We start from the raw sequence: 15,005 nt of genomic DNA, 5'->3' as shown, positions 1-15,005 counted from the left end.
GTGTGTCGGCATCTTGCCTCTGCTCAAAGGTTCGTTGACACCCTTCAACGCGGGCATCTATGGTTCGACCGTTCCTCGGCCAATGAATTAGTAGCACAGACTGGCTTATACGGGAGGGGGCTGCGACGTTGCGATCGTACGGGTCCTACATCGCAGGTCAGGACGTTCCAGCGGAGAAGTGGGTACATTGCCTGCGCGCCTCGGCGGTGCTCGACGACATGCTGCCGCAGCTTTCCCTCAAGCGTGACCTGGACCGTGGTCGTCGGCACGACGGCGACGACCACGCGAGTGTCCTGGCCCGCTGCGCGGTGGCCGACGAGGCCGTCGTCGAGCAGGCCATCCAGGCCGCCGCGGCGGCGGCGCCCGTCTGGGGCGCGATGCCTCTTCGGGTACGGCTCCAGGTGGCGCACCGGCTGCACGAGGAGCTGCGTCGGCGCCACGACGAGGTGGTGGAGGTCCTCGTCCACGAGGGCCACCCCCGCGCGCTCGCCGAGTGGGAGTTGGCCGGCTGCCTGCACGGCACCAGCCCCGAGACGATCGGGCTGTGCGCGGAGCAGATGCACCGGGAGTACGAGGACGCGAACCGGCGTCTGCTGGTGGTACGCAAGCCCGACGGCGTGGTCGCGCTGAGCCCACCGCAGAACGCGGCGGCGGTCAACTCGCTGCTCGGGGTGCCCGCGCTCGCCGCCGGCAACGCGCTCGTCGTGAAGGCGCCGCGCGGGAGCCCCTACGGCGTGATGTTCGTGCTGCGCGAGATCGTGGCGCCGATCCTCGACGAGGTCGGCGCGCCTCCCGGCACCCTGAACGTGGTCTGCGGCCCACCCAAGCGGATCCTCGACCAGTTCCTGGCCAGTCCGCTCGTGGACGACATCTTCTACTTCGGCAGCAGCGAGCTCGGCATCCCGCTCGGTGAGGAGGCGGTCCGCCGGGGCAAGAAGCCGATCCTCGAGTTGGCCGGCAACGACGGCTGCGTGGTGTGGCACGACGCCGACCTGGACCGTGCCGCCGAAGCGCTCACCGAGAGCTTCTTCGGGTCCGGCCAGATCTGCATGGTCCCCAACTACGTGGTGGCCCATCCGGCCATCGCGGACCGCCTGCTGGCCCGCCTGATCAGCCACGCCCGCAAGATCCGGCCCGGTCGTCCCGAGGACCCGGACGTGCTGCTGTCGCCGGTGCTCAAGAGCGACCAGTTCAATCGGTACGTCGAGCAGGCCACCGAGTGCGGCGCCGAGGTGCTCGCCGGTGGTAACCGGATGGAGCTGGACGGCTCGATCTCGTCCACCGGGGTGTTCGTCGAGCCGACCGTCCTGCGGGTCAACGGCCTGGCCGACGCCCGGGCGGTGTGGGCGGTGGCCCGGGAGACCTTCTTTCCGCTGCTGCCGGTGGTGGTGCCCGACCCGGACCACGGCGACGGCCTGCTCGACGACGTCATCGACTTCCTCAACGCCAACGAGTACGCCCTGCGCAACTCGGTCTGGACCGGCGACGAGTCCACCGTCGAGCAGTTCGTCGCCCGGGTGCACAACGGCGGCCTGCTCAAGATCAACGACTCGCACATCGGCTTCGTCCCGTACCTGTCCACCCACGGTGGCGCCGGCCTGACCGGCGGCCCGCTGGGCGAGAGCAACTATCCAATGCTGCGGACGTCGCACCTGCAGGGCATCAGCATCGGCCGCGACGTCCAACCCCGGCGGGCGGCACTCGCCTCCCCGCTGCGTGCCGAGCGGGAGGGTCTGGCCGCATGAGTTTTCTCGACACCGAGCGGGACACCTGCGACATGCTGCTTCCGGGCCTGCTCAAGAGGCTCGGCGAGGTTCCCCTGATGGAGCTGGAGCGCCCGGGTGGCCCGGGCGTCGCCCTCTTCCGGGAGGCCGGCGGCGCGGGTCTGGTGGTGCCCAAGACGTACCAGGGGCTCGGCGCGTCCGCCCTCCAGGCCGTGCGGGTCACCCGCGCCCTGGCCGCCCAGGCGCCGTCGCTGGCGGTCGCCACCACGATGCACCAGTTCTCGGTCGCCGGCCTGGTGGCGCTTGCCAGGGCGAACGTCGGCTTCGAGTGGATGCTGCTGGAGGCGGTCGCCACCGATCGCCGGCTGGTCGCGTCCGGTTTCGCCGAGGGACACGCCGGCCGCGGCATCCTGACGCCCACCATGACGGCCCGGCGGGACGGCAAGAACTGGCGGGTCACCGGAGCGAAGCGGCCGTGCAGCCTCTCCGCCTCGATGGACCTGCTGACCGCGAGCGTCGCCGTGCCCACCGACGACGGCGGCACCCGCCTGGGTGTGGCGCTCATCCCGGCGGAGTCGCCGGGCATCACGATCGAGCCCTTCTGGGCGACGTCGGTGCTCACCGGCGCCGAGTCCGACGCCGTACTGCTCAACGACGTCGAGGTGCATCCGGACCTGTTCGTCTACCCGGAGGTCGCGCTCGACGGCCAGCTAGACGACCTGCAGACCATCGGGTTCGTCTGGTTCCAGCTCCTGGTGACCGCGTGTTACCTGGGGGTGGCGTCGGCGCTGGTGGAGCGCGCGATCACCAGCGGCCGGGGACCGGTTACCGAACGGGCGGACGTGGCGACGGCCGTGCAGGGCGCGGCGATCATGTTGGACGGCGCGGCACGGAGCCTCGACGACGGCGACGGCGGCAACGACGCACTCGGCCGGGCGCTCGTGGTGCGGTTCGCCGCCGCCAACGCGATCGCCACGGCGGTGCGCGGGGCGGTGGACCTGCTCGGTGGGATGGCGTTCATCTCCTCGCCCGAGGTGGCCTATCTGGCCGCCGCGTCGCACGCGGTCGCCTTCCATCCGCCGTCCCGGGTGAGCACCGCCGGGCAGCTGACGGCCTGGTTCGGCGGCCAGCCGCTCGTGGTGAGTTAGGGGGAGTGGTGACCACCAGCAGCGTAGAGACCGATCACCAGGTACGGGAGCAGGTCCGGGACAACTACCGTCGGTTCCTGTCCCGGGGCCGCGCCAAGCTCGGCGACATGTTCGGCGGGCACGTCGAGGTCGGCTCCGAGGGCGCGTGGGTGTACACGTCGGACGGCGACCGCTTTCTCAACGTGGGTGGGTACGGCGTGTTCCTGCACGGCGCCCGGCACCCGGCCGTGGTCGCCGCCGTCATCGCGCAGATCCAGAGCCACCCGATAGCCACCCGGATGATGCTGGAGCCGTCGGTGGCCGAGGCCGCGGCGGCGCTCGTCGCGGTGGCGCCGCCCGGGCTCACCCGCGTGCACTTCGCGGGCTCCGGCGCGGAGGCCGTGGAGGCGGCCATCAAGATGGCCCGGGTCCAGGGCCGGCGCAGGCTCGTCTCGACCGTCAACGGTTACCACGGCAAGACCATGGGCGCCCTCTCGGTCACCGGGCAGGACCTCTACCAGCGCCCCTTCCGCCCGCTGTTGCCGGACGCCACGCACGTCCCGTACGGCGACGCCGAGGCGCTGGGTACCGTGCTGGCGGCTGGACCGCCGGCCTGCGTGATCATGGAGCCGGTGCAGGGCGAGGGTGGGGTGGTCATTCCACCGTCCGGTTACCTGCGTGAGGTGTCCCGACTGTGCCGGGAGCACGGCGCGTTCCTGGTGCTCGACGAGATCCTCACCGGCGTCGGCCGTCTCGGCCACTGGTGGGGCGCTCTCCGCGAGGGCGTGACACCGGACGTGCTGCTGGCCGGCAAGAGCCTGTCCGGCGGCATCGTGCCGGTCTCCGCCGTGCTCGCCACCGCCGAGGCGTTCCAGGCCTTCGACAAGGATCCGTTCCTGCACACGTCGACGTTCTCCGGCGCGCCCATCGCGATGGCCGCGACCCGCGCGGCGATCGCGGCCGCCACCGAGGAACGGTTGGTCGAGCGCGCGGGGACGCTCGGCGACGAGCTGCTGGCCCGCCTGCGGGCGGTAGCCGCCGGGTACCCGCACCTGGTGCGTGAGGTACGCGGCGTCGGGCTGCTGATCGGCGTGGAGTTCGCCGGTCCGGGGCTCGCCGGCGAAGCAATCCTCGAACTCCTCCACGCCCGGGTGATCGTGAACCACTCGCTGAACGCCAGCGCCGTGCTGCGCCTCACTCCACCCGCGGTGCTCTCCGGCGACGAGGTCGCCCTCCTGGTCGACGCGTTCGACGGCGCGCTGCGCACGCTCGGCCACCGCTATCCGACAGCAGACCGGCTGGGGGTCCACTGACATGCGACGGGTCGAGATTCAAGCGTTCCTACCCGGTGGGGACGGCGGCACGGTGTTCGACCAACTGGTCGACTTCGAGCGCTACCCGCACCTGGTCGACGTCGTCCAGACGGTGACGGTGCAGTCGCCGGCCGACGCGGGCCGGGTCGTCAGCTCGTGGGAGGTCCTGTTCCGCAACGGGATCCTCGCCTGGACCGAGGCCGACGACCTGGACCGCGATCGTCTCACGATCGAGTTCGACCAGATCGACGGCGACTTCGACGAGTTCTCCGGCGCCTGGACGCTGCGCCAGGACCCGGACGGAGTGGCGATGACGTTCGTGGCGAGCTTCGACTTCGGCGTGCCGAGCCTCGCCAGCATCATCGACCCGGTCGCCGAGCGGGTGCTCACCGAGACGATCCACCACGTCCTCCGGGGACTGTTCCCGGCGGTGACCATCCCGGACGGCGTCCTGGCGACCGCGTCGGCCGGCGTCGGCGGAAAGGCCTGACGATGGACCAGCTGAACACCTTCGACACGCCGACGACCGCCCGGCTGCACCGCGCGGAGTGGTTCGCCGGGCTCGCGCTGGCGAGCGGCCTGTTCATCGCGCACTGGGACGAGATCCGGTGGCTGCCGGCGATCGGGCTGTTCCTCTACATCGACCTGATCGGCTACCTCCCCGGCGCGATCGCCTACCATCGCAGCCCCGACGGGCGGATCTCCAAGGCGTACTACGTCCTCTACAACAGCATGCACAGCCTGCTCAGCGCGGGTCTGGTGGTGGCGCTGTGGGCGTGGCTGATCGGGCCGGAGTGGGCGCTGCTGGCCGTGCCGATCCACCTCTTCGGTGACCGTTCGCTCTTCGGCAACCAGCTCAAACCCTTCGGCGTGCCGTTCGAGCCGAAGCGCCTGCCCGCCTTCGACGCGCTGCTGCGCGAGGTGACCGGCCGTCCGTCGCCGACCCCTGCCGGGCGAACCGACGCACCGGTCCCGGCGGCCACGTCGAGACCCACCTCGGTGGCCTGATGAGCCGGCCGGGCTCCGCGCCGAGCGGTTGGCAGCGCGACGACCCGCGGGCCGCCCGACAGCCTGCCCTCGCCGGCGACGAGGAGGCGTCCGTCGTCGTCCTCGGAGGTGGGCTGGCCGGGCTCGCGCTGGCGTACCAGTTGACGAACCATCTGCCCGCGAGCGACATCCTGGTCCTGGAGGCAACCGAGGTCGGCGCCGGCGCCAGCGGACACAGCACGGGCATCGTCGGCCCCGGGGTGGGCGGCCCGATCACCACCCTCGTCAAACGCTACGGGCGGGACCGGGCCCGGACCATGTTCGCCGCCACGCTCGACGGGATCGCCGCGCTGCGGCGGTTGGCCGGCGCCCTGCCCGACGGCTGTGAGCTGACCGACGGCTTCCAGCTCGTGGCCGCGTCGGCCCCCGCACACGCCGGATCGCTCCGACGTCAGGCGCAGACCCTGGGCGACCTCGGCTTCGGCGCCTCCTACCTGGACCGCGACGGCACCATCGAACGGCTCGGCAGCGCCCGCTACCACGGCGCGTTGTGCTATCCCGACGTGGCGCTGGTCAACCCGTGGCTGCTGGTCCAGGCGCTCCGGACGGCGCTGCTCACCGCCGGGGTACGCATCGCCGAGAACACGCCGGTCACCGCGATCACGGGCGGCGACCCGGTCACGCTGACGGCCGGCGGTCATCGGGTACGCGCCAGACAGGTCGCCCTGACCACGGACGGCTTCACCACCGGGCTGGGACTGTTCACCCGGAACGTCGCGGTGATCCGTACCCATGTCCTGCGCACCGGCCCCGTACCCGCCGAACTGCTGGCGCGGACCGGTTGGGACGGGCGCGGCGCGGCCATCGACAGCCGTTCCTTCTTCAACTACCTGCGGATGACCGCCCGTGGCCGGCTGCTGTTCGGCGGTGGTCCCGCCCTGCTGGAGCCACGGGTCGACGAGCGCGGCATCGCCGCCGTGCGGGACCGGCTGGTACGCGAGCTCGCCGCGACCTTCCCGGCGCTGGCGGACGTGCCGGTGACCGACTTCTGGTCCGGCGTCACGGCGTCCACGTTCGACCGGCTGCCGATCGTCGGTCCGGTGCCGGGCCGGCCGGGCGTGTGGTTCGCGGGTGCCTGGTGTGGGCACGGCCTGGCCCTCTCCGCTCTGACGGCCGAGCTGCTCGCCCCCCGGCTGGCCGACGCCTCGAATCCGAAGGCGGCCGACCCGACCGCGCCGCTGCCGGAGCTGCCCTGGCTGCGCAGCACCGCGGGCCTGATGCCGACGGGTCGGGTCGGCAATCTGCTGCTGGCCGGCTACCTGCGTGGGCTGGACGCGGCCGACAAGATCGCCCCCGCCCGCCGCTCGTCCGCCCTCGTGACCCCGGTCGCGGCCACCGACCCGACGTCGGCCGTCGAGCCAACCCGGCCCCCGGTCGCGGTGGCGACGGAGCTGCCGGTCTCCGCGGCGTCCGGGCCGGCCACCACGCCCGACCTGCCGGTCGCCGCGGCCCCCGCGCCAGCGGCCACCGCGACGGTGCCGCCGGTCGGTGCGGCCGCGGAGCCACCGGCCCCGGCCACCGGGTTGCCGCCGGCGGCGACGGGCGGCTCCGCCGTCGCCGGCAACCGGGCGGCGGAGCAGCAGGTCGACGTCGTCATCGTGGGGGCGCGGGTGGCCGGCTCGGCGCTGGCGGCCCGGCTCGCCGCCGCCGGGTTGTCGGTGGCCGTGTTCGACCGCGGCGACCTGCCCGCGCCGACCCTGTCCACGCACATCCTGCACGGCACCGAGGACCTGCGGATCGAGGGCGTGTACGACACCGTCGTCGGGCTCGGTGTGCCGCCGCTGCACGACGTGTGGGTCCGGCTGGACGATGTGAAGTTGCACTTCCGCCACCCGGACGATCCCGGGCTGTGTCCACCCCGGGACGTCCTCGACCAGGTCCTGCTGGAGCGGGCGGTCGCCGCCGGCGCCAAGACCTCCACCGGCACCGCCGTCGTCGGGCTGCGGCGCGGCGTGGACGGCGTGGTGCGTGGCGTGACCGTGCAGCGCGCCGACGGGTCGGTCCAGGACGTGTCGGCGCGGCTGGTGGTGGGCGCGGACGGCCGTAACTCGTCGGTGGCCCGGTGGGCGGGCGCCCGGCAGTACCTGACGGCGCGCAGCGAACGGGCTCTGCTCTGGCGGTACTTCACCGGCGTCCGGATCCCGCCGGCGCTGCTGTGGCACCGCATCGGGGCGCACATCGTCTCGATCCTGCCCACCGGTCCCGAGGACTTCGTGGTCATCGCGCAACCTCCGGAGCGCCTACAGGGTGAGTTGGCCGGTCGGGACGTGGCCGGGTTCCTGCGGCACGTCGAGACGGTCAGCCCGGAGGTGGGCCACCTCGCCGCCTCCGGCGAGCCGGTGGGGAACCTGAACCGGGTGGTGCGGTACCCGTGCTTCTTCCGAAAGCCGTTCGGGCCGGGCTGGGCCCTGGTGGGCGACGCCGGGCACGCCAAGGACGCGACCCTGGGCCACGGGATCAACGACGCGCTGCGGAACGCCCGCGGACTCGCGGCGGTGCTCACGGCGCACTGGGAGCAGCCGGCGGCGCTGTCGTCGGGGCTCGCCCGGTGGGCACGCGACCGGGACCGGGCCGAGTTGCCGAACTACTGGTACGGCCAGGACATCGGCCGGGGCGGCACGGTCACCGCGATGGAGCACGCGTTCCTCGCCGGCCTCCGGCGCAACCCTCGGGCCGTGGGTCGGCTCGACGACGTGATGGGCGACCGGCTCGACGCCGACCGGCTGCTCACCCTGCCCCGGCTGGTGGGTGCCGTCGCCCACCGGGTCACCGGCGGCGAACCCGCCTCGGCCGTCGGGCGCGAGGCCGTGGACCTTGTCCAGCTCGCGTGGGCGCGCCGGCGTGCGGCGACCCGTCACGACCCGTCCGCTCCCTGAGAGGTGGAGGCCGCCGCCATGGAACCGTTGACCGCACTGGCCGTCCTGCGTCGGCACGCGCAGCACTCCAGCGCCGCGCTGTCGCTGAACCGGGACACGCGGCACTTCACGATGGCCGGCCTCGACGGGTTCATCGCGTACCGGCCGGCCGGGCGGCGGCACGCCGTGCAACTGGGCAGCGTCTACGCCGACCCGGAGGACCGCAAGCGGCTGCTCGGCGCGTTCCACGGGTGGGCCCAGCAGGAGGGCCGGCGGTTGTGCGCGGTCCAGCTCACCCCGGACGACCTCGACCTGTACGCCGAGTTCGGTTACCAGCTCAGTCAGCTCGGCGCCGCCTACTCGATCGACCTGGACAGCTTCAGTCTGCGCGGCCGCAAGTTCGAGAAGGTGCGTAACAAGTTGGCGCGTTCCCGGCGGGCCGGGGTCACCGTGGTCGAGGCTGGCCGGGACGTGCCGTACGACGCGGCGCTCACCGCCCGGCTGGACGCCATGGACGCGCGCTGGCTCGCCGACAAGGGCCGGCACGTCAAGCAGATCGAGTTCCTGGTCGGTGAACGTGCCCGCCGGGACGACCCCGTACGCCGGCTGTTCCTCGCGATGTTCGACGGTGAGCCGGTGGCGTACGTGTCGTACTCCCCGGCGTTCGGCCGCGAGGGCGGGTGGCTGTACGACATCACGCGCCGTGAGCCCGACGCGCCGCCCGGCGCGGTCGATCTGGCGTTCGTGGTCGCGTTGCAGCGTTTCCAGGCCGAGGGTGTGGGATGGCTGCACCTGGGCCTCACGCCGTTTCGCGAGCTGTCGCCCCGGCACCAGCCGGCCGCTGGCAGCCACCGGGGTACGGACCGGCTGGTCGGGTTCATCGCCGAACACGGCGACTGGATCTACCCGGCCCGCAGCCAGGCCGAGTTCAAGGAGAAGTGGCAGCCACGGGTGACGCCCGAGTACGTCGGCTTCTACCCGAGCGTGTCCCTGCGTACCGTCTGGCGGTTGCTGCGGCTGACCCGGGCGGTGTGACAGACCGGCGGTCGTCCCCGAAAGCCACCGGGGCTTGCGGAGACGACCGCCGATTTCAGCTCCGCGTCACTCGACGGTCAGGCGGATGCGCCGCCGCCGGGCCGCGACGAGCGCGACCGCGCCGACCAGCAGCAGGAGGATGCCGGCGCCGGCGATCGTGAGGGCCTTGACGCCGGTGATCGGCAGGCCGGGGTCGCCGGACCCACCGCCGTTGCCCGTGCCGCCGCTGGGACCGGCGGTGGGGCTGCCGCTGGGCTGACCGCTGGGACCGCCGCCGACCGGGGCGCCCGGCTGGTCGACGGTGTACGCGCGCTCCACCGTGTCGGCCGTGACCGGAGACTTCGCCCGGAAGTAGTCGACCAGCACGGTGAGGTCGTTGTCGCCGGTCGCGAGCGGGTCGACGCCGCCGGCGAGCGCCTTGAAGTTGTCGCCGCCGGAGGCCAGGAACGAGTTGACCGTCACCCGGTAGGTGCCCTTCGGGTCGACGACCGTGCCGTTGAGGAAGATCCGGTCGGCGATGACCCGGTTACCGGCGGGACCGTTCGGGTCGTAGACGTAGCTGAAGCCCTTCGAGACGCCCAGGTGCAGGAAGGGCCGCGACGCGCCCGCCGGCTGCCACTGCTGCTCCAGCGTCTCCTTGATCTCGGCACCGGTGTACGTCTTCGTGATCACGTCGTTGGCGAACGGCTGGACGGTGGCGGCGTCGGCGAAGGTGACGGTGCCGTCGGGACGCTTGACGAAGTCGGCGCGCAGGCCGCCCGGGTTCATGAAGGCGATCTGCGCCCCGCCCCGGTTGGCCGCGCGGGTGCCCTCCAACTGGACGTCCGCGATGAAGTTGCCGAGGGTCGACTCGTTGCCACGGTCCTCGACGCCCTCGGCGGTGACGGCCCGCTTGATGTCGGCGGTGATCTCGCCGATCTTCACCTTGCCCTGTACGTCGGCCTCGGCCTTCTTGTCGGCGACGAACTGCGTGACCGCCGGATCCGCCGGATAGCCCTTGATCGGCAGGAGCGCGCCCTCGGCGGCCGTCACCTTGCCGTCGGCGATGGTGAGCTTGACCTGGTCCAACGCGTCCCCGTACCGGCCGGTCTGCAGGACGGGCCGCTTGTGCCCCAGGTTCGGCACGTCGTACGCGCAGTTGTACGGGACGTGGGTGTGACCCGAGATGATGACGTTGATGTCGGCGCTGGCGCCGGTCACGATCTTGCCGAAGGGAGTGGTCGGGTCCGCCACGGCGGCGCAGGCGGCGGCGTCCGTCCCGCTCGCCTCCGAGCCCTCGTGCACGAGGAGCACGACGGCGTCCACGTCCTCGTCGGCCTTCAGCTTCGCCGCGACGCGGTTCGCCTCGGCGGTCGGGTCCTTGAAGGTCAGGCCCGGGATGCCGGCCGGCGACACCAGCGACGGGGTCTCCAGGGTGACCGCGCCGACGACGCCGATGCGGACGCCGCCGACCGTCAGCACGGTGGACTCCGCCAGGCGGCCGGGAGCGGCCTCGGTGCCCCGGTACACGTTCGCGGCCAGGTACGGGAAGCCGGCGCGGGGGATGACCCGGTCGTTGAGGTCGTCGAATCCGCGGTCGAGTTCGTGGTTGCCGATGCTCGACGCGTCGACGCCGATCATCTTGAGGAAGTCGATCGTGGGCTCGTCCTTCTGCACGAGCGAGATGAACGGGGACGCGCCGATGCTGTCACCGGCGGACAGGAGCAGGGTGTTGTCGTTGGCCGCCCGCAACTGCTTGATCATGCCGGCCATCTGCGCGGCGCCACCGACTCCCGCCGTGGGCGCCTCCAGGCGGCCGTGGAAGTCGTTGAAGCCGAGGATCTGCACCTCGGTCGGCGCGGCCTGCGCCGGTGCCGGCGCGGTGCCCAGCACGACGAGTGTCGCCGCGGCTGTGGCAAGTGCCGCGCGCAAGGAAAGGGAACGCAACTGATACTCCTCATCGAACCATCGGTGGAAGCGCCGTCCGGGCGCCCTCGAAGGAGATTGCTTGATCTTCGCGCTCATGGTCAGTCATCTGTGTGAATGGCGAGTAACGTACCCGTTCACGTGACCATCAGGTAATTCTCGGTGCTGAACCACGCTCGTGCAGAGCGAGCCAGACCCGGTCGGCGGTGAGTGGCAGATCGGTGAAGCGGACGCCGGTCGCGTCGCGCAGGGCGTTCGCCAGCGCCGCCGCGACCGGATTGAACGGGCTCTCGCTCATCGACTTCGCGCCCAGCGGCCCGACGGCGTCACGCGTCTGCGCGAAGTGGACCTCCGTTCGCGGGATGTCGGCGAGGGTCGGCAGGTGGTACTGGCGGAACGCGGCAGTGGTGACCGTACCGCCGGCGTCGACGCGTACCTCCTCGCACAGGGCGGCCCCGATGGCCTGGGCGACCCCGCCCTCGACCTGGCCCCGGCACTGCATGGGGTTCACGACCGTGCCGGCGTCGGCGGCGTGGACGCTGCGCAGGATGCGGATCTCGCCCGTGTCCGGGTCGACCGCGACCCGGAACCAGTGCGTGTTGAAGGCCACCGACCGTGGTGTGCCCGCGCAGCGCCCGTCGGCGGCTGTCCGCTCACCGACCGACTGGGCGAGTTCCCACAGGTCCGGCAGGGACAGCCGGTTTCCGGCGCAGTCGAGGGCGTCGGCGACGAGCCGGCAGCGCGCGACCGGTACGCCGGTGTGCGCGGACGCGAGCGCGAGCAGGCGGTCCCGCAGCGCCGAACAGGCTCGCAGGACGGCGGTGCCCGCGACGATCGTGCCGGTGCTGCCGAACGCCCCGGTGTCGTGGCCGACCAGGTCGGTGTCGGACTGGCGGATGACGATCCGGTCCGGCGTCGTGCCCAGCGTCTCGGCGGCGAGCTGCTGGTGCACGGTGGTGCTGCCGTTGCCGAATTCGGCGGTGCCGACGGCGACCTCGAAACGCCCGTCGGGCAGCAGCGTCACCCGGGCGTCCGCGTGGTGACCACCGGGTGGCGCGGTGGCGATCATCGACAGGGCCATGCCGTGCCCGGTGAGCCAGCCGGGCGGTGGGGGCGGTCCGGCGTCCCTTCCGGCGGCGGCGACGACGTCCAGACACTGGTCGAGTCCGTAGCTGCCCACGGTCAGGTCGTCGTCGTGGCCGGCGGGAGGAACGAGCCGTTCACCAGGGCGTACGACGTTGCGGGCGCGCAGGGCGACCGGGTCGATGTCGAGGCGTCGCGCCAACTCGTCGAGGACCGACTCGACGGCGAAGCTGACCTGCCCGAGGCCGTAGCCGCGGAACGCGCCGGCGGGGACGGTGTTGGTGTAGACCGCGTACCCGTCGACCCTCTTGTTCGGGCACCGGTAGACCGACAGGGATTCGTGGCAGCCGTGGAACAGCACACCGGGCCCGTGGTTGCCGTACGCGCCGGTGTTGGAGACGACCCGCAGGCGGATGCCGGTCAGGGTGCCGTCCCGACGGGCGCCGGCCGTCACCTCGACGGTGAACGGATGACGGGTGGTGGTGGCGGTGAACTGCTCCGCGCGGGTGTGTTCGAGTTTCACCGGGCGGCCCGTGCGCAGCGCGGCGAGGACGACGAGGTCTTCGACCAGCATCTCCTGCTTGCCGCCGAAGCCGCCGCCGACCCGTCCGGTGAGCACCCGCACCCGGTCCGGTGGCAGGTCGAACAGCCGGCACAGCGCGCGGCGGGTGAGGAACGGCGTCTGGGTGCTGGAGCGTACGGTCACCCGCCCGTCGGCGTCGACCCAGGCCACTGCCCCGTGCGTCTCCAGGCTGGCGTGCTGCACCCGCTGGGTGCGGAACGTCTGCCGATGCACGACGTCGGCCGCCGCGAGCCCGGCGTCCACGTCGCCGACCTCGGCGTGGATCTCGCCGACCACGTTGTCGGCCGGCCGGGCGATACCGGCCTCGGCGCCCTTGTCGGCGTGCAGGACCGGCGCGCCCGGCGCCATGGCCTCCTCCGGGTCGACGACCGCCGGCAGCACCTCGTAGCGCACGACGACCCGTCGGCAGCCCTCCTCGGCGGCGGCCTCGGTGTCCGCGACGACGGCGGCGACCCGCTGGCCCACGTGCCGCACCACGTCGTCCAGGAGCCGGGTGTCGGCCGGGTCGTCGCTCGCGTGCTCGTGCTGCGCCGTGGAGTAGCGGCGATCGGGGGCGTCGACGTGGGTGAGCACCGCGTGGACACCCGGCAGGGCGAGCGCCGCGGTGGCGTCGACGGCCAGGATCCGCGCGTGCGGGTGGGGCGAGCGCAGCACCTTCAGGTGCAGCAGACCGGGCATGTCGACGTCGAACGTGTACCGGGCCGCGCCGGTGACCACGTCCCGACCGGCCGGCGCCGGCACGTTGGCCCCGACCGCCGCGCCCGAGGCCGGCTCGCGGACGTGGCGGACACCGCGAACGGCGTCCTCGATCGCCCGGTAGCCGGTGCAGCGGCACAGGTTGCCCTTCAACGCCTGCGGGAGCGCGTCGAGCTGGCGCTCGTCGAGCGCGGCGGCCGTCATGATGAACCCGGCGGTGCAGAAACCGCACTGGAAGCCCTGCGCGTCCAGGAAGCGCTGCTGCACCGGGTGCAGGCCGTCGGGCGTGGCCAGACCGCCGATGGTGGTGACCCGGCGCCCCCGGGCCCGGGCCGCCGGGTAGACGCAGCTGTGCACGGGCTCGCCGTCGACGTGCACCGTGCAGGCGCCGCAGTCGCCCGCGTCGCAGCCCTTCTTGACCCCGAAACGGCCGTGTTCCCGCAGGTAGGTACGCAGGCACTGGCCGGGCCGGGGCGCCTGGGGACAGGCGGTCCCGTCGACCTCGATCTCTCCGGCGGTCACCACGTGCTCCTTCCGGCGAGGTCGGCGCGGATCTGCTCGGCGAACAGCAGGGTGAGGTGGCGTCGCCACCGTGGCAGACCGTGCACGTCGTCGACGTACCACTCGGCGGGGATGCCGTCGGTGACGGCCTGCCGCAGGGTGTCGGCCGTGGGCAGGGCGCCGAACCGGAGCTGCGTCGGCCGTACCGTGGACGCGGTCACGGTGAGCACGAACGACCCGTCGGCCGGGTCGGTGCGGCCGACCAGCAGCGCGGCGGACCGGCCGCCGACGAACAGGGATCCCCGGCGGAACGCGGTCGGGCTGCGCAGGGTGGCGGCGGGCAGGGTCATCGACCGCAGGAACTCCCCGGGTACGAGGGCGGTCCTGCCCTCGCCCGTCACGAAGTCGACGACCGCCAGCTCACGCCGGCCGCCCTCGGCGGTGAGCAGCAGGCAGGTGCCGTCCAGGGCCGCGCCCAGCGAGATCATCGGCCCGGCCGGCAGCGCGGTGCACAGGTTCCCGCCCACGGTCGCCGTGTTCCAGATCTTGAAGGAGGCGAGGAAGGCCTCGCAGCATCGGCGGACCAGGTCCCGCAGCGCCGTCGACGGCACCACCGTGGACCGCGCCAGCTCCGCGATCGTGCACGTCGCGGCGATGTCCAGGCCGCCTGGTGTCGCGGTCACCGGCGGCCAGTCCTCGCCGGTCAGGTCGCGGAGTCGGCGGAGGTGTCGCTGGGGCTCGGAGAACAGGTACGTGCCACCGGCGAGCCAGGCGTCGCCCGGCTGCCAGCGACCGGCCGCCGCCGCCGGCACCACCGTCCGCACCGAGTCCAGATCCACCCCGCACACCCCGTCCCGCGAACCCGGTCGGCTCACCTGACAGCCATCTCAGCAGTGCGCGAGGTCGCATCCCATTGGCGCAGGGCACGAAGGCGGCCGGGTGGTCGCCGCCGCGAGTTGGGCGTTCGCACAGCGGGCGCCTTGGTCCAAGCGCCCCGCCCCCGAGTGCGGGCGGGGCGGCGATCGGTGGCGGGGGTGCTGACGGCTACAGCATGTTGGCTGGTGTCACGATGCGGAAGGACCGGTAGGTCTTCGTGACAGATCCCGCCTGCGCGACGCCGGCGGAACCTGGATCCG

At 72.7% G+C, this 15,005-nt stretch carries 10 protein-coding genes; 7 read left to right on the top strand and 3 right to left on the bottom strand.

Going from position 1 to position 15,005, the window contains the following annotated elements; all coding sequences use genetic code 11:
• Positions 1 to 218 precede the first annotated feature (218 nt).
• The 7 genes from ACQPZK_RS19000 to ACQPZK_RS18970 are packed head-to-tail and all read left to right on the top strand — an operon-like array spanning position 219 to position 9,101.
• A complete protein-coding gene (locus ACQPZK_RS19000) occupies positions 219 to 1,745 on the top strand; it encodes an aldehyde dehydrogenase family protein (protein WP_433534274.1) in 1,527 nt (508 codons plus the stop codon).
• Complete coding sequence (locus ACQPZK_RS18995) at positions 1,742 to 2,872, top strand: acyl-CoA dehydrogenase family protein (protein WP_433534273.1); 1,131 nt, start codon at positions 1,742 to 1,744, stop codon at positions 2,870 to 2,872. The genes ACQPZK_RS19000 and ACQPZK_RS18995 overlap by 4 nt, the downstream gene beginning before the upstream one ends.
• A gap of 8 nt (positions 2,873 to 2,880) precedes the next feature.
• Positions 2,881 to 4,164: an aspartate aminotransferase family protein gene (locus ACQPZK_RS18990; RefSeq protein ID WP_433534272.1), complete on the top strand. Its 1,284-nt coding sequence runs from the start codon at positions 2,881 to 2,883 to the stop codon at positions 4,162 to 4,164.
• Between the two features lies 1 nt (position 4,165).
• Positions 4,166 to 4,654, top strand: a complete 489-nt coding sequence (locus ACQPZK_RS18985; RefSeq protein ID WP_433534271.1) for an SRPBCC family protein — start codon at positions 4,166 to 4,168, stop codon at positions 4,652 to 4,654.
• A gap of 2 nt (positions 4,655 to 4,656) precedes the next feature.
• Entirely contained in the window at positions 4,657 to 5,172 is a 516-nt protein-coding gene (locus ACQPZK_RS18980; RefSeq protein WP_433534270.1) for a hypothetical protein, read from the top strand.
• Positions 5,172 to 8,087: an FAD-dependent oxidoreductase gene (locus tag ACQPZK_RS18975; protein ID WP_433534269.1), complete on the top strand. Its 2,916-nt coding sequence runs from the start codon at positions 5,172 to 5,174 to the stop codon at positions 8,085 to 8,087. Before ACQPZK_RS18980 ends, ACQPZK_RS18975 begins: the two co-directional genes overlap by 1 nt.
• 18 nt (positions 8,088 to 8,105) lie before the next feature.
• A complete protein-coding gene (locus tag ACQPZK_RS18970) occupies positions 8,106 to 9,101 on the top strand; it encodes a bifunctional lysylphosphatidylglycerol flippase/synthetase MprF (RefSeq protein ID WP_433534268.1) in 996 nt (331 codons plus the stop codon).
• 66 nt (positions 9,102 to 9,167) lie between these two features.
• Here the strand turns inward: ACQPZK_RS18970 and ACQPZK_RS18965 are convergent, their stop codons facing one another.
• The 3 genes from ACQPZK_RS18965 to ACQPZK_RS18955 form a co-directional block, all read right to left on the bottom strand.
• Positions 9,168 to 11,027 (bottom strand): bifunctional metallophosphatase/5'-nucleotidase, encoded by a 1,860-nt coding sequence (locus tag ACQPZK_RS18965; RefSeq protein ID WP_433534267.1) that lies wholly within the window; start codon positions 11,025 to 11,027, stop codon positions 9,168 to 9,170.
• 127 nt (positions 11,028 to 11,154) lie between these two features.
• Positions 11,155 to 13,890, bottom strand: coding sequence for a molybdopterin-dependent oxidoreductase (locus ACQPZK_RS18960; protein ID WP_433534266.1), 2,736 nt, complete (start codon positions 13,888 to 13,890; stop codon positions 11,155 to 11,157).
• A complete protein-coding gene (locus ACQPZK_RS18955; protein ID WP_433534265.1) occupies positions 13,887 to 14,744 on the bottom strand; it encodes an FAD binding domain-containing protein in 858 nt (285 codons plus the stop codon). Before ACQPZK_RS18955 ends, ACQPZK_RS18960 begins: the two co-directional genes overlap by 4 nt.
• Positions 14,745 to 15,005 lie beyond the last annotated feature (261 nt).

The organism is Micromonospora sp. CA-249363, from assembly GCF_050950185.1.
Lineage (GTDB): Bacteria > Actinomycetota > Actinomycetes > Mycobacteriales > Micromonosporaceae > Micromonospora.
The sequence above is the reverse complement of the archived record's forward strand: the minus strand, read 5'-3'. Positions and strand labels throughout refer to the sequence as shown.